The sequence below is a fragment of the Caproicibacterium sp. NSD3 genome (assembly GCF_053613275.1).
This window is the reverse complement of sequence record NZ_CM132119.1, coordinates 661267-683465: the sequence shown is the minus strand read 5'-3', so window position 1 is coordinate 683465 and position 22199 is coordinate 661267. Positions and strand designations below refer to the sequence as shown.

Below are 22199 nucleotides of genomic sequence, written 5' to 3'. Positions count from 1 at the left end.
AAATTTTGATTCCAGACGTTGTTTGCACGATCTTTTCCTTTTCAATTCTTGTGATTTTATTTTTCGTAACATATAGTGTCAAAAAAGGAAATCTTCGTCTGATTCATCGGCTGTTTTTTACGCTGGCTCTTGCAATGGCTGTCTTTATGGGGGCCCTTCTGGTCATGCGTTTTATAAACCCCGATGATACTTTTGGGCTTTGGCTCTGCGACTCTACCACTTATTTTGGCGGGCCATTAGCTTCTACCGATTGCCTGCTCATTGCTTTAATCTTTATCAACGGGTTGGAAAAATTTCCGAAACACTATTATTGGTTTCTGGTCATCCCAACCTGCACCGTAATTCTAGCATGGACAAATCCCCTGCACCATTTGATGTATAAACATTTTTCCGTGATTCCCGATCAAATTGTTTTCGGGCCGTTTATGATGGTAAATGGAATTTACTGTTATATCTGCATGATTGCCTCGATTGCCCTTATGACAAATTTTGCGATTCACAATCATAATCGCTTGTATATCAAGCAAACCATCTGCTTTTCGGTTGGTGCTGCTGTTCCTCTAATTGTCAGTTTTCTTGCAACTTTTAGAATTGCCGATTTTCAGATCTATGCAACGCCGCTGGCCTTTAATGTAACGATTTTTCTTGATGGATTCGCGATTTTTTATTTTCACATTCTTGATATCAAGCCATTGGCAACTCAGCAAATTCTGGATTCTTTTACCGACGGTTATCTTGTTTTAAGCGATCATTATCTGGTGTTGGACTATAATAAACCATTTGAAAAAGTTTTCGGAAAAGCAAATGGAATTCAGGCAAATCAGTATCTTCCCAGTGTTGAGGGAAACTCTTTAGATCGCTCCTGTCTTGTCAATTTGCTGACCTCTTTGGGAACTTGCCGCCAGACCGGTTCTAGTATCTCCTATGAACAACCCATCACACTCCCCAACGAAGGAGAAGGTTACCATCAAAAATACTACATGGTGGAGATCACTCCCCTCATTCTTCAAGATAAAATAGGCGGATTTTTGGCTAGCTTTAAAGATGTCTCTATGATGAAAAAAAATATTCAGCGTTTACAGGAAAATCAGAAACGTATGATGGAGCAAGAACGGCTGGCTTCCCTTGGTCAAATGATCGGCGGGATTGCACACAATCTAAAGACCCCGATCATGGCAATTTCAGGAGGAACACTTGCCATCAACAATCTGGTGGATGAATGCTGTAAAAGTTTAGGCGATCCAGAAGTAAACGAAGACGACTACCGCCAAATCTATCAGGAGATGGCCGAGTGGCTGAGTCGGATTCGGGAATCCTGTTCCTATATGTCCGATATTATCTCGGCAGTCAAGGGACAAGCCATCAGCATGAGCCAGGAAACTTCCAACCAAACATTTGCTTTAAACGATGCAATTAAGCGCGTGGAAATTTTAATGCGCCATGAATTAAAAAGTAAAAAATGCACTTTAAAAATTCAGCAGGATTTTTCCGGAGAAGCTTTACTGCAAGGGGATATTAACGGCCTTGTTCAAGTTCTTAATAACTTAATTTCCAATGCAATTGATGCTCAAAAGCCGGACGGAGGACTGATCGAACTGTCTCTCAAGAAAGACAATCAAGCCTTGATTCTTTCTATCCGTGATCACGGTCCAGGAATTCCACAGGAAATCATGACAAAGCTGTTTAAACAAATGTATACCAGCAAAGGAAGTTTAGGCACCGGACTAGGGCTTTATATTTCAAATTCCATTATAAAAGCAAAATTCAACGGTATTATGTGGGCAGATAATCATCCTGAAGGAGGTGCTGTTTTTGGTATCTCTATTCCTGCCGAAACAGTTACTTTTTCCGAGGAGGGTACTTTACAATGAGAAAACACCGCATCTCCGCACAACAAACTGATGTCTCAATTCTTACACTTGACGATGATGAAATCATGACGCTGACAGTACAGTCTTATCTGCAGGAATTTGGATATCATGTAGACACCGAAAACAATCCGGAACGTGCGATTGAGCGCATTCGTACTGGAAATTATGATATTTTGCTTCTGGATTATCTGATGTCTCCAATTTGTGGGGACGAGGTCGTTACAAAAATTCGCGCTTTTAACCAGGATCTTTATATTATTCTTTTAACAGGTCACAAAGACCTAGTTCCCCCGGTCAAAACAATTCGAGAGCTGGATATTCAGGGATACTATGAAAAAAGTGACCGCTTTGATCAGCTTGGCCTTTTGGTAGAATCCTGCGTAAAATCAATTCGGCAGATGCGCACGATTCGCCATTACAAAAATGGTTTACAAGACATTTTAGAAAAAAGTCTGGAACTATTTCAAAAGCAGCCATTGCAGCAGCAGATGGATTTGATTTTGGAACAACTTAAGTTTTTATTTTCGATCGAAGATGGATTTGTTTATATTCCGGAAAAAAGTATAGGAACACTTTTTTCCGGAATTGGGAATCTGAAAGAAGGGAAAAAATCAGCAGATAAAATTTGGAAACAATCCCGCGACAAAGAGGAAAATTACCAAATTGATTCCGAAAATCCGCTTTTAATTATCCCATTAGTTGATGAATATCATCAGCGAATCGGGATCATCGGAATTTCAAGTTCCACCCATCATTTTCCAGACCATCAACTCTTACAGCTTTATGTCCGCCAGGCAACTACAGCTCTGCAAAATCAGATGCTGCAAAACATGGTTGACCTGACAAACACACATTTGCAAAAAGCGTATACTCGATTGGAGCAGCAGTTTGCAGAAATGACAAATGCAGTACGTTCCATGGTGGATGCAAAAGATATTTATACCTCCAATCACTCCGACCGGGTCTCTTATTATTCCGAATTAATTGCAAAATCGATGGGTAAAAGTAAGGAATTTGTCAAAAGGATTCGTATTGCCGGTCTTTTTCACGATATCGGAAAAATCAAAGTTCCTGATCAAATTTTGTTGAAAAGCGGTTCTCTGACTGATGAAGAATTTAAAGTGATCAAAAGGCATCCAAAAGACGGCGCTATCTTACTTTCTTCCATTCGTTCCTATCAAACGATTGCGCCCATCGTTCTAAGTCACCATGAACATTGGGACGGAACTGGATATCCAAACGGAATATCCGGTTACGAAATTCCGGAAGAATCCAGAATTATCAGTGTCGCAGATGCGTTTGATGCGATGACCTCTCACCGCCGCTACCGCAATAATTTAACTTTGGAACAAGCAAAACAGCAATTAATTGAAGGCCGTGGAAAACAATTTGCCCCGGAACCTGTTGATGCATTTCTTTCCATTCTGGATCAAAATCCGAATATTCTTTCTGATTCCAACTCCACAAGCGATCCCACTAACTTTTAAAGAAAAGGAGACAAAACCATGCATTCTTATCCATATTACCCCACCACTTGTTATGACACCTTTTTATCCTTCCTCTCTGGTATTCAGGTACGGTATAAAAATCAGCCGGCCATTACTCAATATGATCAGGACGGGGTTCCTCATACGGTTACTTACCAGCAAATTTATCAAACTGCTCATGAATTTGGAGAAGCACTTCTTCAAAAAGGATTACAGGGAAAACACATCGCTATCGCTGGGGAAAACAGTCTGGAATGGTTGATTTCCTTTTTTACAGTAACTGCTATCGGTTCTGTTGCGGTCTTAATTGACATTGACCAGGATACGGATACCATTCGCAAAATGATTTCTTCTGCAGACTGCGATTTTTTGATTATGTCCGATTCTGTAAAAAAGCTTTTCTCAAAAGATGGCCCTATTTCACAAATGGCAAATGTCAGCATATGTTCGAACGACAAAAAAGCACCAAACAGTTTTCAGAGTGTTTGTGCACAAGGTGCTCAGTTAATTGCGCAGCAAGGAAAGGCCTTCCTAAACCTTAAAACAGACGGCAATGATCTGGCGGTAATTGCCTTTACCTCCGGAACGACCAATGCTTCAAAAGCGGTCATGCTCTCTCAAAAAGGAATCTTAATCAATGCCGGTCAATCTATGGCGATGGTAAAATTCACAGAAAAAGTATTTACCTTTCTTCCATTTTTCCATACCTATGGAATTACCTGCTGCGTTTTGAATGCACTGATTGCCGGCTGCCATCTCTGCATTAACGGGAACCTCAAAACATTCCAGCGCGATCTCGCCCTTTTTGCTCCTGGAACCTTACTGGCTGTTCCTCTCGTTATGGAAATTATAAACAAAAACTTGTCACAAGCTTTATCAGAAGCTGGTTTGCCGGAAAATCCTCCCGAAAAGCAGCTTCTTTGGTTTCACCGAAAAGAAGAGTCGGTTCCACCTGAGTGGAAAGCAATTAAGCAAAAATGTTTAGGCGATCTTTCTCTTTTGATCTGTGGAGGTGCTTGTCTTGCTCCGGATGTAGTTGAGAGGATGCACAAATTCGGTATCGTTTGTCTAGAAGGATATGGAATCACAGAATGTTCCCCACTGATCAGTGTAAACCGCAACAAGGATTATTGCTTTGGCAGCGTGGGAAAAGTTCTCCCCTGCTTCCGGCTCATGCTGCAAGAGGATGAAATCCTTGTGCGCGGGGAAAGTGTGATGATCGGGTATTACAAAGATAAGGAATTGACGGATTCCGTTTTAACTGACGGCTGGTTCCACACCGGTGATCTTGGGGCTCTGGATAAAAACGGTTTTCTACATATTACCGGCAGAAAAAAGAATTTGATTGTTCTGAAAAACGGGAAAAAGGTCTCTCCAGAAGAAATAGAAACCCGCGTGTCTCAATTACCACTTGTAAAAGAGGTCATTGCATACGGAGCAAGCATTGGAGAAGTTAAGGATAGTGCCAGACTTGCCGTCATGATCTATCCGGACCCTGACAAAACACAGGGAATGAATTCTTATGAGGTCTTGAACCTTTTGCAAAAACAAATTGATGAGCTGAATGTTGAATATCCATCTTACAAACAAATTCAGCTTGTCAATCTGCGCGAGACACCTTTCGAAAAAACATCTGCGCAAAAAATTAAACGGCAGATTTAGCGATGGAGATAATAAGAGGAGGAAGCGAATTTTGGAAAATTTATTAAATACACTGCAATCGATCATCTATGAAATCACCGGAAAACAGGGAATAACTTATGAAACCGACCTCGTAAAGGATTTACAGCTAAATTCTTTCGACCTGATCAACATTGTGTGTGCCTGTGAAAAAAAGTTTCATATTACGATTGAAACACGGGAAATTTGGAAGCTGCACCGCATTAAAGATGTCATTTCTTATCTACAGGATAAGGGCGTACAATGACAAAAATTTTTCTCTTTCAAAAAGGTCAGGATTTTTCGCCTGAATATGCGCTGCAAAAATCTCTGCATCTTTTTGATTCAGATTTCGATTTTAATACCGTAAAATTAGAGCATCAAAAAAGTGGACAACCCTATCTGAAAGAAATTCCTTACACGATCTCTATCTCACACAGCGGTACTTTTTGGGGGTGTGCGCTCTGCGACTGCGACAAAATTGGTCTTGATATTCAGATCGTTGAACAAAATCGAGAAATGAATTCCATCGCCAAACGTTTTTTTCATCCAGCAGAATATTCTCATCTATGCCAAACACAGTTCTCTGATTTCTTTTCCATATGGGCAGCAAAAGAAAGTTATGTCAAATACTTAGGCAGTGGTATTGACGAAAATTTCTGCCGTTTTTCTACCGTTGATCAAAACGGATTTTTGTCTGCAATAAGAGGAGCCGCTCTTTATCCCATCAAGTGCGGCTCCTCTTATCGAATTTTTTGCTGCGGCGGAAAATCGACTCCGTCTCTTTATTATTTTGCTCAAAAAAAGGGATGCTGAAATTCATTCAGCATCCCTTTCCTATTTTGTTTCTGTCATTTAGATTTCATAATCAAATGCGGTGCGCCCACAAATCATCTTTGCAACCAAAGCCTTGATTTTTAAATGTTCCGGGTGAACTTGATACTGCTCTTCGTCCTCTTTAGAATCAAATACACACTCTAAACACAAATCATAATCTCCGGGCTTGTAATTGGCCCCGACTTGTATGGATTTTAATCCATCAACAATTCCAATCAGTGAATTAAAGCGGCTGCGCAACAGTGCCGCATCTGCTACTGCATTTCTTCGTTCTGAGTCTTTTAGCTTCCAGAAAACAAGATGTTTCACCATGGATGGGGAACCTCCTTTGAGTATGAATCGACTTTAAGCGAACTATTTTGTCGCCTAAAGCCGATTTTTACTATATCACATTTTATGAAAAATTTCTATGCTTTTTCAGAACTTTTTAGATTTTGTCTCTCTTGTTTTTGCGAAGAAGCGGTCAGTTCTCTGCCATCATAATCCACCACGATCGTGCTGCGCGGCGCAATCTCACCTGCAATCATCTTCCTTGCGATCAACGTTTCGACCCTACTCTGCAGGAATCTCTTAAGCGGACGTGCTCCATAAGCAGGATCAAATGCCTGATCCACCACATAATCGCGGGCACGGTCAGTAAGGGTGACATCCAGTTCTTTATCCGCCAGACGGCGGCGAAGATCTTTCATCTGCAAATTAACAATCTGATCAATCTCTGAGCGCTGCAAAGGTTTATAGAAGACAATCTCATCTAGGCGGTTTAAAAATTCCGGACGGAACTGTTTTCTGAGCAGTGCCTGGACCTGATTTCTTGCTTCTTCGCTGATAGAACCATCCGCTCCGATTCCTTCCAGAATATACTGGGAACCCAGATTGGAAGTCAGAATAATAATAGTATTCTTAAAATCAACGGTACGGCCCTGACTATCCGTAATTCTTCCGTCATCAAGGACCTGAAGCAGCACATTAAAGACATCCGGATGGGCCTTCTCCACCTCATCAAACAGCACCACACTGTAAGGATGGCGGCGAACGGCTTCGGTCAGCTGACCGCCCTCTTCATAACCAACATACCCCGGAGGCGCTCCGATTAAACGGGATACGCTGAATTTTTCCATATACTCGGTCATATCAATCCGAATCAGATTTTTTTCATCATCGAACAGCATCTCGGCCAACGCTTTTGCAAGCTCTGTTTTGCCGACACCGGTAGGCCCAAGAAACAGGAACGAACCGATCGGGCGATTTGGATCCTGAATGCCTGCACGAGAACGCAGAATTGCATCTGCCACCTTTTGGACTGCTTCGTCCTGACCAATCACCCGCTGATGGAGCTGTTCATCGAGGCGCAGAAGCTTTTCTCTTTCGCCTTCCATCAATTTCGCTACCGGGATTCCGGTCCAACGCCCTACAATCTCTGCAATCTCCTCGTCAGTCACGCGGTCATGCAAAAGCTGCGCTTCCTGCGATTTTTCAGCGATTGCTTCCTGCTTTTCCAGCTCTTTTTGCAGCTGCGGCAGACGGCCATATTTTAGTTCGGCAGCTTTATTTAGATCATATTCCCGCTCTGCCTTTTCAATCTGCGCATGGCAGTCTTCCAGATCACTGCGCAGTTTCTGGACCTTTTCAATAGACTGCTTTTCGTTCTCCCACTTTGCCTTCATTTCTTTAAATTGCTCACGGCGCTCCGCAAGTTCCTTCTGAATATCGACAAGGTGGGACTGGCTCAAACGGTCGTCCTCTTTTTTGAGCGCTGCTTCTTCAATTTCCAACTGCATAATTTTACGCGAAACATCATCCAACTCGGTCGGCATGGAATCCATCTCAGTACGAACCATTGCACATGCTTCATCAACAAGGTCGATTGCCTTATCGGGCAAAAAGCGATCCGAAATATATCGATCGGAAAGGGTTGCTGCTGCAATCAGTGCCTGATCCTGGATTTTAACTCCATGGAACACCTCGTAGCGTTCCTTTAATCCACGCAGAATCGAGATGGTATCCTCAACGGTTGGTTCTTCTACCATGACCGGTTGGAACCGACGCTCCAGTGCGGCATCTTTTTCAATATACTTATGGTATTCGTTTAAGGTCGTTGCACCGATACAATGCAGTTCACCACGGGCCAACATCGGCTTTAAAAGGTTTCCGGCATCCATACTGCCCTCTGTTTTGCCAGCGCCTACAATGGTATGCAGCTCATCAATAAACAGAATGATTTTCCCTTCGGATTTTTTTACTTCATTGAGAACCGCTTTGAGACGTTCCTCAAATTCACCGCGATATTTGGCACCCGCAATCAACGAGCCCATATCCAGAGAATAGAGCTTGCGGTTTTTTAGGTTGTCCGGAACATCTCCGCGAACAATCCGCAGAGCAAGTCCCTCAGCAATCGCAGTTTTGCCAACACCTGGCTCGCCAATTAAAACTGGATTGTTTTTCGTTTTACGCGAAAGGATTCGAACCACATCCCGAATCTCCGCATCACGGCCAATCACAGGATCCAATTTATGGTTTCGTGCAAGTTCTACCAAATCCTGCGCATATTTAGAAAGAGAATCATAGGTTCCCTCCGGATTATCGCTGGTTACTCGTGTATTCCCGCGCACGCTCGAAAGTGCCGCAAGAAATCCGCTTTCGGTAACCCCAAAGGTCCGAAACAGATCCTTTAACGTTTTATCTGCCTTGTGCAGCAAGCCTAAAAATAAGTGCTCAACACTAACATATTCATCTTTCATGTGAGAAGCAGCATTTTCTGCTTCATTCAGAGCAGAATCCACTGCCTGAGAAACATAAATTTTTCCTGCCTCTCTGCCTGGTCCAGAAACACCCGGCAGTTTTTTGATCTCTAGATTGACCGCATTTAAAAATGCCTGTGGATCCACATTCATCTTTTTCATCAGCTGCGAAATAAGACCATTTTCCTGCTGGAGCAATGCCGCCAGCAAATGTACCTGTTCAATCTGCATATTTTCGTTGGCTGTTGCCAAACTCTGTGCGCCTTGAACCGCATCAATGGATTTTTGTGTAAAATTCTGTGCATTCATAGCATCTCACTCCTCATAATTCAACTGAACGTCTAAAAAACCATCTTTAAAGTCTTTCCCAATCGTTCTGAATTTAGTATAATTGGGATTCATGAATATTTTGTGAACAAATAATTAATTTTTAGCACTCTACTTAGTTAAGTGCTAATTTGCTTTTATGAAAATCTTTCCAGTTCCATCTTAGTCGAATTTAATCAAAAAAACAACCGGGGCAGAAAATTTTTCCGCCCCGGTTGTTTTTATAAAGTCTTAAAAATTTCGGTCCCGCGTGTCAAAAGCCATCGATGAATTGCCAGCGCCAGTAAAAGTAAAAACGCACTTGCGAGGAATAAAAACTGCTCAATTTCAAGATGAGAAGAAAGCAAATAAAATGCGCCTGCCAATAATGCCGTCAGCAGCATTCCTCCAAAAGTACCACAAAATGCCGATGCAGATTGCTTTACGATAATAGTATCGTTTTCTCCGTTCATTTTCGGAAATTTGAGATTGACCATCAACCCAAACTGTGCTACAAAAACTCCCATTGCAAGACCAATAATCAAAAGACTGATTGTGCTCAATGCCGGCAAAGAAAATGCAATCCCCAAAAGAGGAACGCTGACAATCGTACCAACTAAACAAATGATCAAATTAAGTGCTGCCTTCGCGCGAAAAATCACTCTTGCTGGTACAGGGGATCCCTTTAAAATCCAAAAAGTATTGCCTTCCAGGCTAATTGATACACATGTTGTATTTGTCATCGAAATGATCATACAGATTCCAAGCGCCAAGATCGCCATAAGAATCTCTTCTCCGAACTGTTGGACAAATTCAAGGAGACTCTGTCTGGCAATAAGCGCATAAACAGAAAATCCAATCATAATCAACACGCCGATTCCGGTATTAAACAAGTAAATCGTGGTTCCAAAATAGCGGCCGCATTCTTTTTTAAAAAGTGCAGCAAATTGACTGTTGCTTTGCAGTTTTTGCAAATGATAATCATTGCGAAGCACATGGCTCTGCATTTTAGAAAGCAGTTTCTGATAATGTGAGCTGAGTACCCACGAAATCAGCAAAAATGGTAAGAAACAGAACAAGACCAGCCATAAGAGGGAAAGGAAATTTCCCTGCAAACCATCCATAAGCCAGCCAAACAGAAAAAGCCCTGTATGCAATGTCTTTTCAACTTGATTTGCATTGAGAAGCAGCGCTTGAAGAATATGATTGACCCGCATAGAACCAATCAAAACGACTGCCAGCAAAACGCCGCTGATCAAATTTCCCATCAAAGCACGATGACGGCTGTGTGCAGTGAGAAATGCAATCAGCCAGCCGCCCAAAAGGGCAAGCAGAGACGACAAAAACGGTAAAAAAATGATGCTGATAATAATTGGAAAAACCAAAAAAGCACTGCCGCCGCCGTAAAAAAGATATGCAACAGTTGCAGGGATCATCCAAAGCCCGCTGAATACTAAATTTTCAAGATAAAGTGCAAGCACTTTACTAAGCATCACCGTAAATGCCGAAACCGGCAAAGGCAGCAATAAATTGCTGTCCTTACTGCCAAAGACAAGACCGCTGGCCGCAAAGATCGTAAATATTACAGAAACAATGGTTGCCAGAATTGTCATCATCGGAATTAAAAGCTGCAAATTTCCTACAGAGGATAAAGCAGCCGCCAGCATAAAGCTATAAACTCCAGAAAGATACAGCGCTAAAAACACCATCAAAGCGAGTGCCCCAATCCAACCTGCCGAACGCTTTTTTCCGACAGAAAACGAGCGCAGCATCGCCTGAAAATTAATCTTTAAAAGAATCCCAAGCTTACGCATGCGGCACATCCTCCTTTTCAAGTTCCAGAAATACCTGCTCCAGACTCTCATCACCGACAATGGAAGCTGTTGTATCCACCCTAATCAGTTTTCCCTGTTTAATAATTGCAATCCGGTCACAAAGCTTCTCTGCCACTTCCAAAACATGCGTGGAAAAGAACACTGCTCCTCCTGCCTCGCACATTTCACGCAGAAAACCTTTGAGCAAAAAGGAGGCCTGTGGGTCAAGCCCCACAAAAGGTTCATCTAAAATCAGCAGCTTTGGTTTGCGCATAAAGGCAGAAACCAGAGACAGTTTCTGCTTCATCCCATGGCTGTATCCGCCGATCGCGCTTCCCAGAACTCCTGTAATTTCAAACGCATCCGCATAAGTTTTAATCCGCTCTTCCCGCACTTCCGCAGGAATCTCATAAAGATCTCCAAGAAAATTTAGATATTTGATTCCGGTAAGGAATTCATAAATATCAGGATTATCCGGTAAAAAAGCCATCTCTCTTTTGGCTTCTACCGGCTCCTTTTGAATCGAATGCCCGTCAATGGTGATTTCTCCTTCGGTAAAATCAAGAATTCCCGCAACAGCGCGCAGTGTCGTCGTCTTTCCTGCTCCATTATGTCCGATAAATCCAAGAATTTCGCCGGAATGAACCTCCAGACTCAGGTGATCTACCGCTCTTTTGCCGCCTGCATATGTTTTTGAAAATTCAGAAATTTTCAGCATAATTTTCCCTCCGGATTTTTCTTTATTTAGATGACTATCTATTAGATAAGTATCTAATTGTAGTATATCATAAGCTTTTAGAATGTCAAGTATTATCTTAAAAAAGAAAACGGAAAAGGAAAGCTTTTCACTTTCCTTTTCCGTTTATTTAAGTGGATGCGTTTCTTTTTGTCCGCAAGGTATCCGTTGCCGTAATGACGCCCTGGCTCCAGCTCTCCGGAGTAACCTCTCCACTGATAAGAGCTCCAAAAGTGCCGAAAAGGCTGCTGCGAAGATCTTTCATATCAGAAGCGCTCGCTGGAAGAAATTCGTCCGTAATCAGGCCGTTTGTAAGCTGATCTCCATACTGAGAATAAAACGCTTGATGTGCCTGATCAAGCTGTGTTTCGGCTTTCGGGACGACGGTTGTTGCTCCAAATTGAGCACAAATAGCAGCTGCTTCATCGCTATAAGACCAAACTAGGAACTTTTTAGCCAGCTCCTGATCTGCTGCGGCTGCTGGGATCCAACATTCGCTGGTTACCGTATAAAGAGTCTGACTCTTCCCGGATTCAAAAGACGGCACAGGAACAAATCCCCACTCAAAGCCTTCTGCCTTCGTCTCTTGTGCAGTCTGGTCAAGGATTCCGCTTTCACCGGGCATAAAGAGCACCTTATCCTCCAACAAAAGCTGTTCATTTTTAAGATAATTTTCATCATTTGCATTGGCAGGAACTGTTCCATCAGTATAAGAAGCTAATTTTACAAAAGTATCGAGCACTTTTTTCCCTTGATCCGAATTCCAGACGCCCTCCTGGTAGCTGCACACATTAGACAGCAGTGTCGGATCGGTATTTGCCAGCATTCCGTAAAAGAAGGTTTCCAGATCCTCTGGTTTCGAATAGGCAAAAAGTGAGATTCCCTTTGCTTTCGCCTGATCGGCAAGAGCCCACATCTCGTCCCATGTTTTCGGAATCTGCCACCCATTTTCCTGAAACAGGTGCTGATCATAAACAAGACCGGCAGGGCTAAAAAATTCGGGCAGCAACAGCTGCTTTCCATTTTTAGAAAATGCCCCATTATTAGCGCCCGGCAGCATTTTATCTTTCACCGTTTTCGCTTCGCCCGGGATTACTTCCCCCAAAAGATCGGAAAGATCAAGCATCGCATTATTCTCCAATTCGGTCTCCGTCATTCCCTGCGCGCGTCCAAGGGGAACAAACATCAGATCCGGGCAATCCCCGGCCTCTTTCATCTGACCAGTAAGCGTCTCGATTTCGGGATCTACTGTAATCGTGACTTTTACACCGGGATTTTCTTTCACAAAAGCGTTGGCAAGTTGCTGCCACATGTTTTTAGCATAGCTTCCTTGGGCCACATTAATTTTAAGTTCTCCCTCTAATTTTGCAGTACTCTCCGAAGGAGCTTTCCCGCTTTCTGAAGAAAGGGGAGAAACTTGTCCGCAGCCACTCAATAACATAGAAAAACAAAGTGCTGCCGTCATCAAAATACAGATTACTTTTTTCATCTTTATCCTCCTTTTAAAAGAAATCCTATGAAAGGACTCCCTTTACGGCCACTCCTTGTATTATACGGGTTTTCCCGTTATATGCAAGTAAAAAGCCCCGATTTTTGCCGCTAGTCCCAAAATAGCCCTAATTTTTTATCAAAATTGGCTATAAAAACCATATTTTATGAAAAAAGCATCTCTCTTTTGATCCATTCCATCAAAAGATTTACGATCTGCTCTTGTTGGCGGGAAGAAAGTTCTGTGTGTTCCGGCACTCGGTACCATTTATAAAGGCACCCGCGGCAGCAGCAGGCACAGGCGTGCTGTGCAATAAAAACAGGATGTCCACGCATCGGAGTTTGCTTGCCGTCATTTGAAATTTGTGCAGGAGCAAGCCGCTCCCGAACAAAATCCTGCGCATGACATCTGATTGTTTCCATTCCTTTGTCCTTGATATAGAGCTTCTCTTTTCCTTTTAAATGAAAACGCGAGCGAAATTTAGAACGCTGTAATTTTTGCAAAGCTTCATCGATTGTCTGCATAAAAAATCGATCTCCATTGATGTATTTTCAAGGAAACAATAGCGCAATCTGCGCCCAATTGTCAAGTATTGAGCAAATTTGCAGTTGCAGGAGAGCTTTCTTTGCAATATAATAAAAACGATTTGATAGAATTTTGGGGGGATTCCATATGAACCAAAAACCTGTGCTTGTCGTAATGGCTGCCGGAATGGGGAGCCGCTACGGTGGTCTAAAGCAAGTAGACCCTGTTGGAAAACACGGTCAATTGATTATCGACTATTCTCTTTATGATGCGCGGCGTGCCGGATTTGAAACCGTTGTTTTCGTCATCAAAAGAGCGATCGAAAAAACATTCAAAGAAGCAATCGGAAATCGCCTGGAAAAGGTGATGAATGTAAAATACGCTTATCAAGAACTTTCTAATTTGCCTCAAGGGTTTTCCGTTCCTCAAGGCCGCGAAAAGCCCTGGGGAACCTGCCATGCAATTTTAAGTGCAAAGCCGTTTCTTGACGGTCCGTTTGCTGTGATCAATTCCGACGATTATTATGGCGCTCACGCATTCAGCGTCATTTATAACTATCTCAATACTCATTCTGCCAAAGACAATGTGGATTCCTATTGTATGGTCGGATATGACCTGCAGAACACCGTTACCGAAAATGGTCATGTTGCAAGGGGCGTCTGTGTATCCGATTCACAGGAAAACTTAAAAAGTGTTACCGAACATACTCATATTGAAAAGCAGGGCAATGAGATATGCTATACAGATGATAACGGCAAAAGCTGGGGAGCTTTTCCTGGAAACACGACAGTCTCTATGAATTTATGGGGCTTTTCCGGGCATTTCTTGGAAGAAGCAGAAAATCGTTTTCCTGCTTTTTTAAAAGACAATCTTCTGGAAGATCCACTTAAATGCGAATATTTTCTGCCGAGCGTTGTCAGTCAGTTGATCGAAGAAAAGAAAGCAGTTGTCAAAGTTCTGCACAGCCCGGATAAATGGTACGGCGTCACTTATAAGGCGGATAAGCCAACCGTTGTAAATGCGATTGCCCAAATGACACAATCCGGACTTTATCCTGAAAATCTCTGGAACAGTTCCATCTGATAAAAACAAAAGACCGATTTTGGCTTTGTTTTTAAAAGCATCCCAAAACCGAAAAAGAGCCGAACAATGCCTTAAAAAGCACTGTCCGGCTCTTTTTGTTATGAAAGCCGCTTAATAAAATTCCCGTCCACCGAAAGGCCCTCTTTTACGACCATAAACGCCTGTGGATTCGCAGTATAGACAATATCTTTCAGTATTCCAATTTCATATTTGGAAAGCACAGTATAAAGCACATCGATATTTTCTCCGGTAAAACCGCCTTTTGCCTTCCAGCAGGTGATTCCCCTTCCAAGACGCTTTAAAATCTGTGCCTCTATCTGGTCATTATTCGTTTTCGAAAGAATAATTGCTTCCACACGAATATTCTGCGCATGAAATTTATCCATCGTAATTGACATGAACACAGAATAAATCACAGAATAGACCGCAACAGAGGGTTCAAATAAGATGAGGCAAACCGCATAGATCACTCCATTAATAATCATACTCATTCTGCCCACACTGAAGTTCGGCTTTGTTCTTGCCAGATAAATTCCTAAAACTTCAAACCCTCCTGAGGAACCGCCCGCCCGCAGATACAGTCCGATTCCAAATCCGCAGATAATTCCACCGATTAGACAGCTAGTGAGCTCTTCTCCCAAAATTGGCTTTTCTGGAATCGGAATAACCGAAAGAAAAATTGTGCAGGCAGTTAGGGTAATCAACAGTTTTTTAACGAAAAGCTTATCCATCATTTTGACTGCCATAATCACCATCGGGATATTAAGGATATAATAAAAGATACCGGCTAAGTCCAGCTGTCCCGACTGAATTCCAAAACTGTTGGACAAAAAAGTCCGAATCAGCTGTGCAATTCCCATCATGCCGCCGCTGTAAAGATTGAGCGGAACAATAAACCAATTTAGCCCAAGCGCATAAATCGCAGCCCCAATTATCGAAGCCAACAACCGTAATTTTTCATTTTTTCGAAAAATTTCGCCAAATTCTTTTTTCATATTAATTCCTCTTTAATGGGTCATTTAATATGTCCATTTGGTACCGCAGAGGTACCGTTTTCGTGAAGATAAGTACTCTCAAGGTCGGAAAGATGTAATTTTACTGCCAAAGGATACCGTTCATACGCCTGTGAAATTGCGTTGCATCCTCCTTTTGCCGCATCATCGAATCCACCCATATGCCACCGAATTGCCATTGCTTCCCCAGTCTTCAGCCGCAGAAAACGCTCGATCAAGAAAACAGACTTTTCGCCGTGACCATATGGGAATTGATCCTCGATCGAATAATAAGGCTTCTTTTCCCACTGTCCTGTCTGTTCATTCTTAACATTTCTGGAGCTGACTTTATAAAACTGAGCCTTACAGATATCGTGAAGCAACCCGCAGATTGCAAAACTTTCGCGGCTGTCGATTCCTTCCTCATAATATTTCTGCATGGTCTGATAGACGCTGACGCTATGCTGCACCAATCCTCCGAGACAAGCACAGTGATAGCGGGTACTAGCGGGCGCTGTAAAAAAGTCTGTCTGCTGCAGCCAGCTAAGAAGCGGCTCACTGCCCTGCCGTTTGATCTCACGCTGATAAATTTCAATAAACTCTTCTTTATATCCCATGGTAATCCTCCCAGTATTTCAAAAATATTTTTTATTATACCACGGAAAATAGGGTTTCGCATCTTCTTTCATTATTTTCTAAAAGCTTTTCTTTAAAATCGTCAGAAAAAGCTATATTTTTCCCTTTCTTTTTTTTATAATGGAATCCTAATTAAAAAATAAAAAATTATGAAAAGGATCAGTTAAATGACACCAAAAAATAAATCAATAGAAGTGTTAAAAAAGCGAAAAAAGAACCGAAAAATCATTCCGGCAATTTTAATGATGATGGCAGTTATCCTCTGTCTATTGCTTTTTCTGAATCAAGATTTGAATTCTGCTCCTTCAAAAGAAACCTTTTTAAATGCTGATGTCTCAAAAGTGGAAGAAGGTTCCTCTCTCTCTCTTTCCTCTTATCCAGAGGGCAGCGCACTTTCTAAGATTGCGCTTACCGCACAAACAAATCCCCGTTATCTGACAATCTTAGAAAATTCAAATCAATATCCGGACGAGCTGCTGACTTCTCTATCACAAAATGATGAAATTTTAAACTTTACATTGGGATATCCGGAGTGCAAAGGAACCTCTGTTTCTGGAAGCGACGCTTCCGATGTAGTAGAAAACGGAGTGCCACTTTACCTTCAATGGGACCCCAGATGGGGCTATCTGCCCTACGGAAACAGCATCATCGGACTTTCCGGCTGTGGGCCCACCTGTTTTTCCATGGTCGTAACCGCTTTGACAAAAGACGATTCCAACACACCGGATAAAATGGCACAATTCAGCAGCAAGAATGGATTTAAATCGAAAGATGATGGAACCGATAGCAGTCTTTTCACAAGCGGAGCGCAGCTTCTGGGACTCTCTTCGAAATCACTTTCCATGAGTTCTGAAAAAGAGCTCACCGATGCACTGCAAAGCGGCGCTCTTCTAGTCTGCAATTTGGGACCTGGCGATTTTACAAAGCGCGGACATTATATTGTAATCCGCGGCTATGAAAATGGGAAATTTCTTGTAAATGACCCAAACAGCAAAACAAGGAGCCAGACCACCTGGTCATTTGACCGATTGCTTCCTCAGGTTATCACGATTTACGCAATCAGCGCATAAATATAAAAAGCTGCCATGACTTCAAAAAATCATGGCAGCTTTTTTATTTTATCTCGAAATAAAGCATCAGGAAAGCGTTGCAATCGCCCGACGAATCGCATCGCAGGAATTTCCAAACGCTTTTTCTTCCTCCGGTAAAAGAGGAAGCTCCGGAACATATTCGATTCCATTTGCTCCAACCATTGCAGGGACGCCCGCATAAACATCGGATTGTCCATACTGCCCCATCAGAAGCACTGAAGCAGGGAGGATACGGTGTTCATCAAAAAGCACTGCTTTTGCAGTATCGGCCAAAACTGCACCGATTCCAAATTCGGTAGAACCTTTCCCCTCAATGATATCCGTGCCGGAAAATGCAGCGTCATGCACTGCCGCTTCTAAATCTGCCGCTCCCAAAAGTGCCGGAGAGTTCTTGATAAAGTCAAATAGGGATTCTCCCCCGACTCGTACCAAAGAAAGCGGAGCGGACTGACTGTCTCCATGTTCCCCCATTGCAAAGCAGGAAATGCTGCGGGGGTCTACTTTTAATGCTTTAGCAAGTGCACGGCGCAGTCTCGCCGTATCCAAGCCTGTTCCGGTACTGAACACCCTTTCTGCCGGAAATCCGGTCAATCTGCGAAAGTAAAATGCAATCACGTCTGCCGGATTGGAAATTGTAATTGTAATCCCAGAAAATCCAGACTTTTTTACTCTCGGTGCAATCTCACAAATTTCTTTTGCAGTATCTTTTAAAACGTCCATTCTCGTCTGTCCCGAAAGTCTTGGAACCCCAGCCGCCAAAACAAGCAGATCAGCGTCTTTGCAGTCCTCATAATCCCCAGTGGAAACTTCTGTCGGCCTCGGCTGAAAGCTATTTGCGTCCTGCAGATCCAGTGCCTGACTTTTAGCTTTTTCCGTATCTTTATCAATTAGAATGATTTTGGAACAAACGCCTTGCTGCATCAACGCAGACGCACAATGGCTGCCTACATGGCCGGCGCCGATGATCACAATTTTTCCCTGTTTCATTGATGATTCCTCCTAAAATAATTTTAGCCTTGGCTGTTGACAGTCGTAGTTGTAATCTGCTGAAAATCCCCCTGCAAACTTTGTGGGATCGTAATTCCTAACTTTTTGGCCGTATCAGTATTAATCATTTTCGCATATTCCTGAATCGATTCTACCGGCGTCTGTGCAATCGTTTGGCCGTCGATCACACGTTTAATCATCTGTGCAGTCTGCTTTCCAAGGACCGTATAATCAATTCCGACGGTCGCAAGGCCGCCGTCCTTCACCATGGAATCTGCACCCACATATACAGGAAGCTTTGCTCCCTCTGCAATTTTTTCATAAAGCGGCATGGCAGAAGCGACTGTGTTATCATTCGGTGTAAAAAACGCATCCACTTTTCCAACCAGAGACTGTACTGCCTGCTGCACATCATTGGAATTGGTAACCGTCGCTTCTTTATAGGCGATCCCATTTGCATCGCAGTACGCTTTTGCACGGTTAATCCCAGTCACAGAATTGACTTCGCCCGGGTTGTAAACAAATCCATAAGTTTTCACGTTAGGCGTCAATTCCCGTGCCAATTTAAAAATATCTTCTACCGCAATCGAATTTGAAACTCCGGTAATATTACCATCCGTCTTGTCAAAAGAATCCACTAGTTTTGCTTCAATCGGATTGCTGACCGCCGAAAAAATAATTGGCACATTTTTTGTAGCTTTGGCGCAAGCCTGTGCCGGACCGGTAGCGATCGGCACCAACAGATCCACATTGGACGAAAGCATATTATTGATGATCGTTGTAACCGCTGCCGTGTCACCCTGTGCATTCTCATAATCGATCTCGATTTTATCGTCCATTCCCAAATCGGAAAGTTCCGAAATAATGGTCTCCCGAATCTGATCAAGCGATGGATGATCCATAGGCTGGATAATCCCGATCTTATACTTTTTTTCTCCTGCTTGAGAAGGATTTGCGGAAGATGCGGCACTTGTTCCGCACCCCGCAAATACTGATGCCATCAGCGCCCCCGCCATCAAAACAGCCGTTCCTCTTGTCAATTTCTTTTTCATTCTGAATTGCCCCTTTCTTTTTCTCGAAAGGCACAGCTGTTGGACCGCACCGCTTTGTTCCGCAAATAAAAAAAGATCTGCCCCTTCTTTTAAAAAGGGCAGATCTTATAAAAATCTGTGGTACCACCTTTATTGGCCGCAAAAGCGACCCTCTCAACGGAATGCCAACACATTCCTTATCGTTAACGCCGACAATACGTCTCAGATACTGGGCCAAAAGGCCTTTCCCCTCGCTCTCAACGGACCATTATGCCATATCGCTCTTCCGCAGGTTCTCAGCATTCCCTGCTCTCTGTAGGCGCGTATACGGATTCACTTCCGTCTCGAAGATTTCTTCTTGATTGGTTCTATTATATGCACATTCAAAATCTGCTGTCAAGATTTTTTTAAATTACTTACGAAGAAAAAGTCAAATCCCGGTTTTTATTTCATAAATCCGGCGACAATTTTTTCTTCTGCTTCTTTTTCGGTCAATCCCAGAGTGCGAAGCTTTAGAATCTGTTCTCCGGCAATTTTTCCGATCGCAGCCTCATGAATCAAGGCGGCATCCGGATTGTTGGCAGAAAGTTCCGGCGCGGCATTAACGGTGCCTTCCCCTACCAAAATCGCATCGCACTCGGAATGACCGTTGCAGCGGGTATTTCCAACGATGCGCGACTGATATTCCTGATGGGAATGATCTTTTGCCACCGATCGGGAAATCAGGTTTGCTCCACAATTTTCGCCGTTCAAGTTGACCTCAAACTGTGTTTTCGCAGTCTGTTCTTTTTCAGTCAAAATCCGCTCGTGAATGACAAGCTTCGCATCTTTTCCCAAAGTTCCCTTAGTCGTACGCAGCGTATGATCTACACCGCCGATTTGAGAAGTATCCATTTCAAGAAAGGCGCCCTCTTCCAGAAAAGCTTCCGTCACAGGGTCAATCGTGCGAAGCCCGTTGCCTTTTCCAGTCCCGATATGCTTTTCCAGATACAGTGCATGGGAATTTTTTCCCATAAAGAAACGATGAATTCCATTGTGTCGGGCAGGCTCTCCATTTTCCGTATGGACACCGCAGCCGGCTACGATCACGACATCTGCTCCCTCGCCGACATAAAAATCATTATAAACAAGGTCATCCACGTCTCCGTGCGTCACACAGGCAGGGATGGAAACTGTCTCCCCTTTTGTGCCGGGGGCAATTCGAATATCCAAGCCGGGACGATCCTTTTTGGAATCGATCTGAATATGCTCCGTAGACTGCCGGCCGGCGCATTGTCCGTCCTCCCGAATATTATAGGCTCCGTGAAACGTTCCTTTCCAGTCGGAAACGATCTTTAAAAGTTGTTCTGAAATATGATTCATCGTTCACACGCCTCCCCTTCCTCTTTGGGACATTTTTCGCAATGCGGCTCTTCTAAAAGTGTCGGCAGAATCTGATCCGGCTTACCGGAACAACTAATTTGCCCGTCCGCAATTACGACCAGTTCATCCGCAATCTGTAAAATACGCTCCTGATGAGAAATAATCACCATGGAGCCATTGATTTTTCCGCGCATTTCCTGAAACACATCAATCAGCGCTGCAAAGCTCCATAAATCGATCCCCGCTTCCGGCTCATCGAAAATCGTCAGCTTTGTATGGCGTGCCAAAACGGTTGCAATTTCGATCCGTTTAATTTCACCGCCGGAAAGGCTGGCATCCACTTCGCGGTCTATATATTCTCTGGCACAAAGTCCAACCTTGCTTAAAAGCGTACATAGCCGTTCCTCCGAGAGCGTTTCCCCAGAGGCCAATTCTAAGAGATCCCGTACAGTAAGCCCTTTAAATCGTATCGGCTGCTGAAACGCATAGCTGATCCCTTTTAAAGCACGCTCTGTCACATCGAGTCCCGTAATATCTTCTCCATCAAGAACAATCTTTCCGGAATCCGGAGTCTCCACACCGGAAATCAATTTAGCAAGGGTCGTTTTTCCTCCACCATTTGGGCCGGTAATAACCACAAGTTTTCCATCCGGAATTGTCAGATTTATATTTTTTAAAATAGATTCTCCGCCGGGCGCATGCCAACAAAGGTCAGATAATTGCAACAAATTGGTTCCTTCTTTCTTTTTAAACAAACAATCAGGAACGAATGAAGTTCCTTCTTTTCTTATTGTAAAAAATTTGACAATTCCTGTCAAGATCAGTTCGCAAAAAAATTATACTTTTTTAGTGTACTTTTAGAGTTGCCAGATTTAAAAGGAAAAATACAAATATTTTTTCTTTCTGAATAAAGAATTTTTTCGCCGATTATCTGAAAAAATTCGGGAAAAAATTTTAGGAACACTTGACAAATTCCCGTTGTGTATGCTATATTAATATCCGTTGCCAATATGCGAGTGTAGTTCAGTGGTAGAACCCCAGCCTTCCAAGCTGGTTGTGTGGGTCCGATTCCCATCACTCGCTCCAAAGGACATGCGCCAATAGCTCAGCTGGATAGAGCAACTGCCTTCTAAGCAGTAGGCCAGGGGTTCGAGTCCCTTTTGGCGCGCCAGCACGCGCCAAAAGCATAAAGTCTTTTGGCGCATTTATATGGTGGATGTAGCTTAGTTGGTTAAAGCGCCAGATTGTGGCTCTGGAGACCGTGGGTTCGAGTCCCATCTTCCACCCCATCGATTGATACGAGGTCTTTTTTGGCCTCGTATTTCCATATTGGGCTGTAGCCAAGCGGTAAGGCAACGGACTTTGACTCCGTCACGCGTGGGTCCGAATCCCGCCAGCCCAGCCAGTTAAATATTGCTTGAACCCCGCATGAACACTATGTTTGTGCGGGGTTTCATTTTAAAAAACAACTCCCACACAAAACCACTAAATCACCCGTTGTTGTTTACTATCAAAAGTTTATTTAACGCCTCTGCCGATACAGTCCATATATCCT

19 protein-coding genes and 4 tRNA genes are annotated in these 22199 nt (G+C 43.1%); 11 read left to right on the top strand and 12 right to left on the bottom strand.

What is annotated here, in order from left to right; genetic code table 11:
* The first annotated feature begins 5 nt into the window (after positions 1 to 5).
* The 5 genes from ACVS9P_RS03360 to ACVS9P_RS03340 are packed head-to-tail and all read left to right on the top strand — an operon-like array spanning position 6 to position 5833.
* The gene (locus tag ACVS9P_RS03360; protein ID WP_452104227.1) at positions 6 to 1871 is read left to right on the top strand and encodes a histidine kinase N-terminal 7TM domain-containing protein; all 1866 of its coding nucleotides are present in this window, start codon (positions 6 to 8) and stop codon (positions 1869 to 1871) included.
* A complete protein-coding gene (locus ACVS9P_RS03355; RefSeq protein ID WP_452104226.1) occupies positions 1868 to 3358 on the top strand; it encodes an HD domain-containing response regulator in 1491 nt (496 codons plus the stop codon). Before ACVS9P_RS03360 ends, ACVS9P_RS03355 begins: the two co-directional genes overlap by 4 nt.
* 18 nt (positions 3359 to 3376) lie before the next feature.
* On the top strand, positions 3377 to 5020 hold the full coding sequence (locus ACVS9P_RS03350; RefSeq protein WP_452104225.1) for an AMP-binding protein: 1644 nt from the start codon (positions 3377 to 3379) through the stop codon (positions 5018 to 5020).
* A gap of 31 nt (positions 5021 to 5051) precedes the next feature.
* Positions 5052 to 5285, top strand: coding sequence for an acyl carrier protein (locus tag ACVS9P_RS03345; protein ID WP_180341186.1), 234 nt, complete (start codon positions 5052 to 5054; stop codon positions 5283 to 5285).
* Positions 5282 to 5833 carry a 4'-phosphopantetheinyl transferase family protein gene (locus tag ACVS9P_RS03340; protein ID WP_452104224.1) on the top strand — a complete coding sequence of 184 codons (552 nt, stop codon included), beginning with the start codon at positions 5282 to 5284 and terminating at the stop codon, positions 5831 to 5833. Before ACVS9P_RS03345 ends, ACVS9P_RS03340 begins: the two co-directional genes overlap by 4 nt.
* A 39-nt stretch (positions 5834 to 5872) precedes the next feature.
* Here the strand turns inward: ACVS9P_RS03340 and ACVS9P_RS03335 are convergent, their stop codons facing one another.
* The 6 genes from ACVS9P_RS03335 to ACVS9P_RS03310 all read right to left on the bottom strand — a co-directional run bounded on the left by ACVS9P_RS03335 (position 5873) and on the right by ACVS9P_RS03310 (position 13461).
* A complete protein-coding gene (locus ACVS9P_RS03335) occupies positions 5873 to 6166 on the bottom strand; it encodes a Dabb family protein (protein ID WP_452104223.1) in 294 nt (97 codons plus the stop codon).
* Positions 6167 to 6261: 95 nt separating this feature from the next.
* Positions 6262 to 8901 (bottom strand): ATP-dependent chaperone ClpB, encoded by a 2640-nt coding sequence (gene clpB / locus ACVS9P_RS03330; protein WP_452104222.1) that lies wholly within the window; start codon positions 8899 to 8901, stop codon positions 6262 to 6264.
* Between the two features lie 239 nt (positions 8902 to 9140).
* The gene (locus ACVS9P_RS03325; RefSeq protein ID WP_452104221.1) at positions 9141 to 10712 is read right to left on the bottom strand and encodes a hypothetical protein; all 1572 of its coding nucleotides are present in this window, start codon (positions 10710 to 10712) and stop codon (positions 9141 to 9143) included.
* Positions 10705 to 11430 (bottom strand): ABC transporter ATP-binding protein, encoded by a 726-nt coding sequence (locus tag ACVS9P_RS03320; protein WP_452104220.1) that lies wholly within the window; start codon positions 11428 to 11430, stop codon positions 10705 to 10707. Before ACVS9P_RS03320 ends, ACVS9P_RS03325 begins: the two co-directional genes overlap by 8 nt.
* A 148-nt stretch (positions 11431 to 11578) precedes the next feature.
* Complete coding sequence (locus tag ACVS9P_RS03315; RefSeq protein WP_452104219.1) at positions 11579 to 12937, bottom strand: carbohydrate ABC transporter substrate-binding protein; 1359 nt, start codon at positions 12935 to 12937, stop codon at positions 11579 to 11581.
* A 164-nt stretch (positions 12938 to 13101) separates the two neighbouring features.
* Positions 13102 to 13461, bottom strand: a complete 360-nt coding sequence (locus ACVS9P_RS03310; RefSeq protein ID WP_452104218.1) for a DUF4186 domain-containing protein — start codon at positions 13459 to 13461, stop codon at positions 13102 to 13104.
* A gap of 148 nt (positions 13462 to 13609) precedes the next feature.
* Here ACVS9P_RS03310 and ACVS9P_RS03305 point away from each other — a divergent pair, with 148 nt between their 5' ends.
* On the top strand, positions 13610 to 14545 hold the full coding sequence (locus ACVS9P_RS03305; protein ID WP_452104217.1) for a sugar phosphate nucleotidyltransferase: 936 nt from the start codon (positions 13610 to 13612) through the stop codon (positions 14543 to 14545).
* A 98-nt stretch (positions 14546 to 14643) separates the two neighbouring features.
* Here the strand turns inward: ACVS9P_RS03305 and ACVS9P_RS03300 are convergent, their stop codons facing one another.
* Entirely contained in the window at positions 14644 to 15540 is an 897-nt protein-coding gene (locus ACVS9P_RS03300; RefSeq protein WP_452104216.1) for a YitT family protein, read from the bottom strand.
* Positions 15541 to 15560: 20 nt separating this feature from the next.
* Positions 15561 to 16154 (bottom strand): HD domain-containing protein, encoded by a 594-nt coding sequence (locus ACVS9P_RS03295; protein WP_452104215.1) that lies wholly within the window; start codon positions 16152 to 16154, stop codon positions 15561 to 15563.
* Between the two features lie 186 nt (positions 16155 to 16340).
* On the opposite strand from ACVS9P_RS03295, the gene ACVS9P_RS03290 reads away from it, so the two are divergent.
* Positions 16341 to 17243 carry a C39 family peptidase gene (locus ACVS9P_RS03290; protein ID WP_452104214.1) on the top strand — a complete coding sequence of 301 codons (903 nt, stop codon included), beginning with the start codon at positions 16341 to 16343 and terminating at the stop codon, positions 17241 to 17243.
* A gap of 66 nt (positions 17244 to 17309) precedes the next feature.
* On the opposite strand, the gene ACVS9P_RS03285 is transcribed toward ACVS9P_RS03290, so the two are convergent.
* From ACVS9P_RS03285 to ACVS9P_RS03270, 4 genes are all read right to left on the bottom strand, one after another.
* Positions 17310 to 18251 carry an L-lactate dehydrogenase gene (locus tag ACVS9P_RS03285; protein WP_452104213.1) on the bottom strand — a complete coding sequence of 314 codons (942 nt, stop codon included), beginning with the start codon at positions 18249 to 18251 and terminating at the stop codon, positions 17310 to 17312.
* Between the two features lie 23 nt (positions 18252 to 18274).
* On the bottom strand, positions 18275 to 19303 hold the full coding sequence (locus ACVS9P_RS03280; protein ID WP_452104212.1) for an ABC transporter substrate-binding protein: 1029 nt from the start codon (positions 19301 to 19303) through the stop codon (positions 18275 to 18277).
* Positions 19304 to 19726: 423 nt separating this feature from the next.
* Positions 19727 to 20644, bottom strand: a complete 918-nt coding sequence (locus ACVS9P_RS03275) for a SufB/SufD family protein (protein ID WP_452104211.1) — start codon at positions 20642 to 20644, stop codon at positions 19727 to 19729.
* The gene (locus ACVS9P_RS03270) at positions 20641 to 21372 is read right to left on the bottom strand and encodes an ATP-binding cassette domain-containing protein (RefSeq protein ID WP_452104210.1); all 732 of its coding nucleotides are present in this window, start codon (positions 21370 to 21372) and stop codon (positions 20641 to 20643) included. The genes ACVS9P_RS03275 and ACVS9P_RS03270 overlap by 4 nt, the downstream gene beginning before the upstream one ends.
* A gap of 284 nt (positions 21373 to 21656) precedes the next feature.
* Between ACVS9P_RS03270 and ACVS9P_RS03265 the strand changes: the two genes are divergently transcribed.
* From ACVS9P_RS03265 to ACVS9P_RS03250, 4 genes are all read left to right on the top strand, one after another.
* A tRNA-Gly gene (locus ACVS9P_RS03265) sits at positions 21657 to 21730 on the top strand.
* Positions 21731 to 21738: 8 nt separating this feature from the next.
* Positions 21739 to 21815 (top strand) — tRNA-Arg (locus tag ACVS9P_RS03260).
* A 41-nt stretch (positions 21816 to 21856) separates the two neighbouring features.
* A tRNA-His gene (locus ACVS9P_RS03255) sits at positions 21857 to 21933 on the top strand.
* A 41-nt stretch (positions 21934 to 21974) separates the two neighbouring features.
* Positions 21975 to 22049, top strand: a tRNA-Gln gene (locus ACVS9P_RS03250).
* The last annotated feature ends 150 nt before the right edge of the window (positions 22050 to 22199 follow it).

Coding starts and splice junctions, on each gene's coding strand:
- ACVS9P_RS03355 (WP_452104226.1), top strand. CDS start 1,868: ATGAGAAAACACCGCATCTCCGCACAACAAACTGATGTCTCAATTCTT.
- ACVS9P_RS03350 (WP_452104225.1), top strand. CDS start 3,377: ATGCATTCTTATCCATATTACCCCACCACTTGTTATGACACCTTTTTA.
- ACVS9P_RS03340 (WP_452104224.1), top strand. CDS start 5,282: ATGACAAAAATTTTTCTCTTTCAAAAAGGTCAGGATTTTTCGCCTGAA.
- ACVS9P_RS03335 (WP_452104223.1), bottom strand. CDS start 6,166: ATGGTGAAACATCTTGTTTTCTGGAAGCTAAAAGACTCAGAACGAAGA.
- clpB (WP_452104222.1), bottom strand. CDS start 8,901: ATGAATGCACAGAATTTTACACAAAAATCCATTGATGCGGTTCAAGGC.
- ACVS9P_RS03325 (WP_452104221.1), bottom strand. CDS start 10,712: ATGCGTAAGCTTGGGATTCTTTTAAAGATTAATTTTCAGGCGATGCTG.
- ACVS9P_RS03320 (WP_452104220.1), bottom strand. CDS start 11,430: ATGCTGAAAATTTCTGAATTTTCAAAAACATATGCAGGCGGCAAAAGA.
- ACVS9P_RS03315 (WP_452104219.1), bottom strand. CDS start 12,937: ATGAAAAAAGTAATCTGTATTTTGATGACGGCAGCACTTTGTTTTTCT.
- ACVS9P_RS03310 (WP_452104218.1), bottom strand. CDS start 13,461: ATGCAGACAATCGATGAAGCTTTGCAAAAATTACAGCGTTCTAAATTT.
- ACVS9P_RS03305 (WP_452104217.1), top strand. CDS start 13,610: ATGAACCAAAAACCTGTGCTTGTCGTAATGGCTGCCGGAATGGGGAGC.
- ACVS9P_RS03300 (WP_452104216.1), bottom strand. CDS start 15,540: ATGAAAAAAGAATTTGGCGAAATTTTTCGAAAAAATGAAAAATTACGG.
- ACVS9P_RS03295 (WP_452104215.1), bottom strand. CDS start 16,154: ATGGGATATAAAGAAGAGTTTATTGAAATTTATCAGCGTGAGATCAAA.
- ACVS9P_RS03290 (WP_452104214.1), top strand. CDS start 16,341: ATGACACCAAAAAATAAATCAATAGAAGTGTTAAAAAAGCGAAAAAAG.
- ACVS9P_RS03285 (WP_452104213.1), bottom strand. CDS start 18,251: ATGAAACAGGGAAAAATTGTGATCATCGGCGCCGGCCATGTAGGCAGC.
- ACVS9P_RS03280 (WP_452104212.1), bottom strand. CDS start 19,303: ATGAAAAAGAAATTGACAAGAGGAACGGCTGTTTTGATGGCGGGGGCG.
- ACVS9P_RS03275 (WP_452104211.1), bottom strand. CDS start 20,644: ATGAATCATATTTCAGAACAACTTTTAAAGATCGTTTCCGACTGGAAA.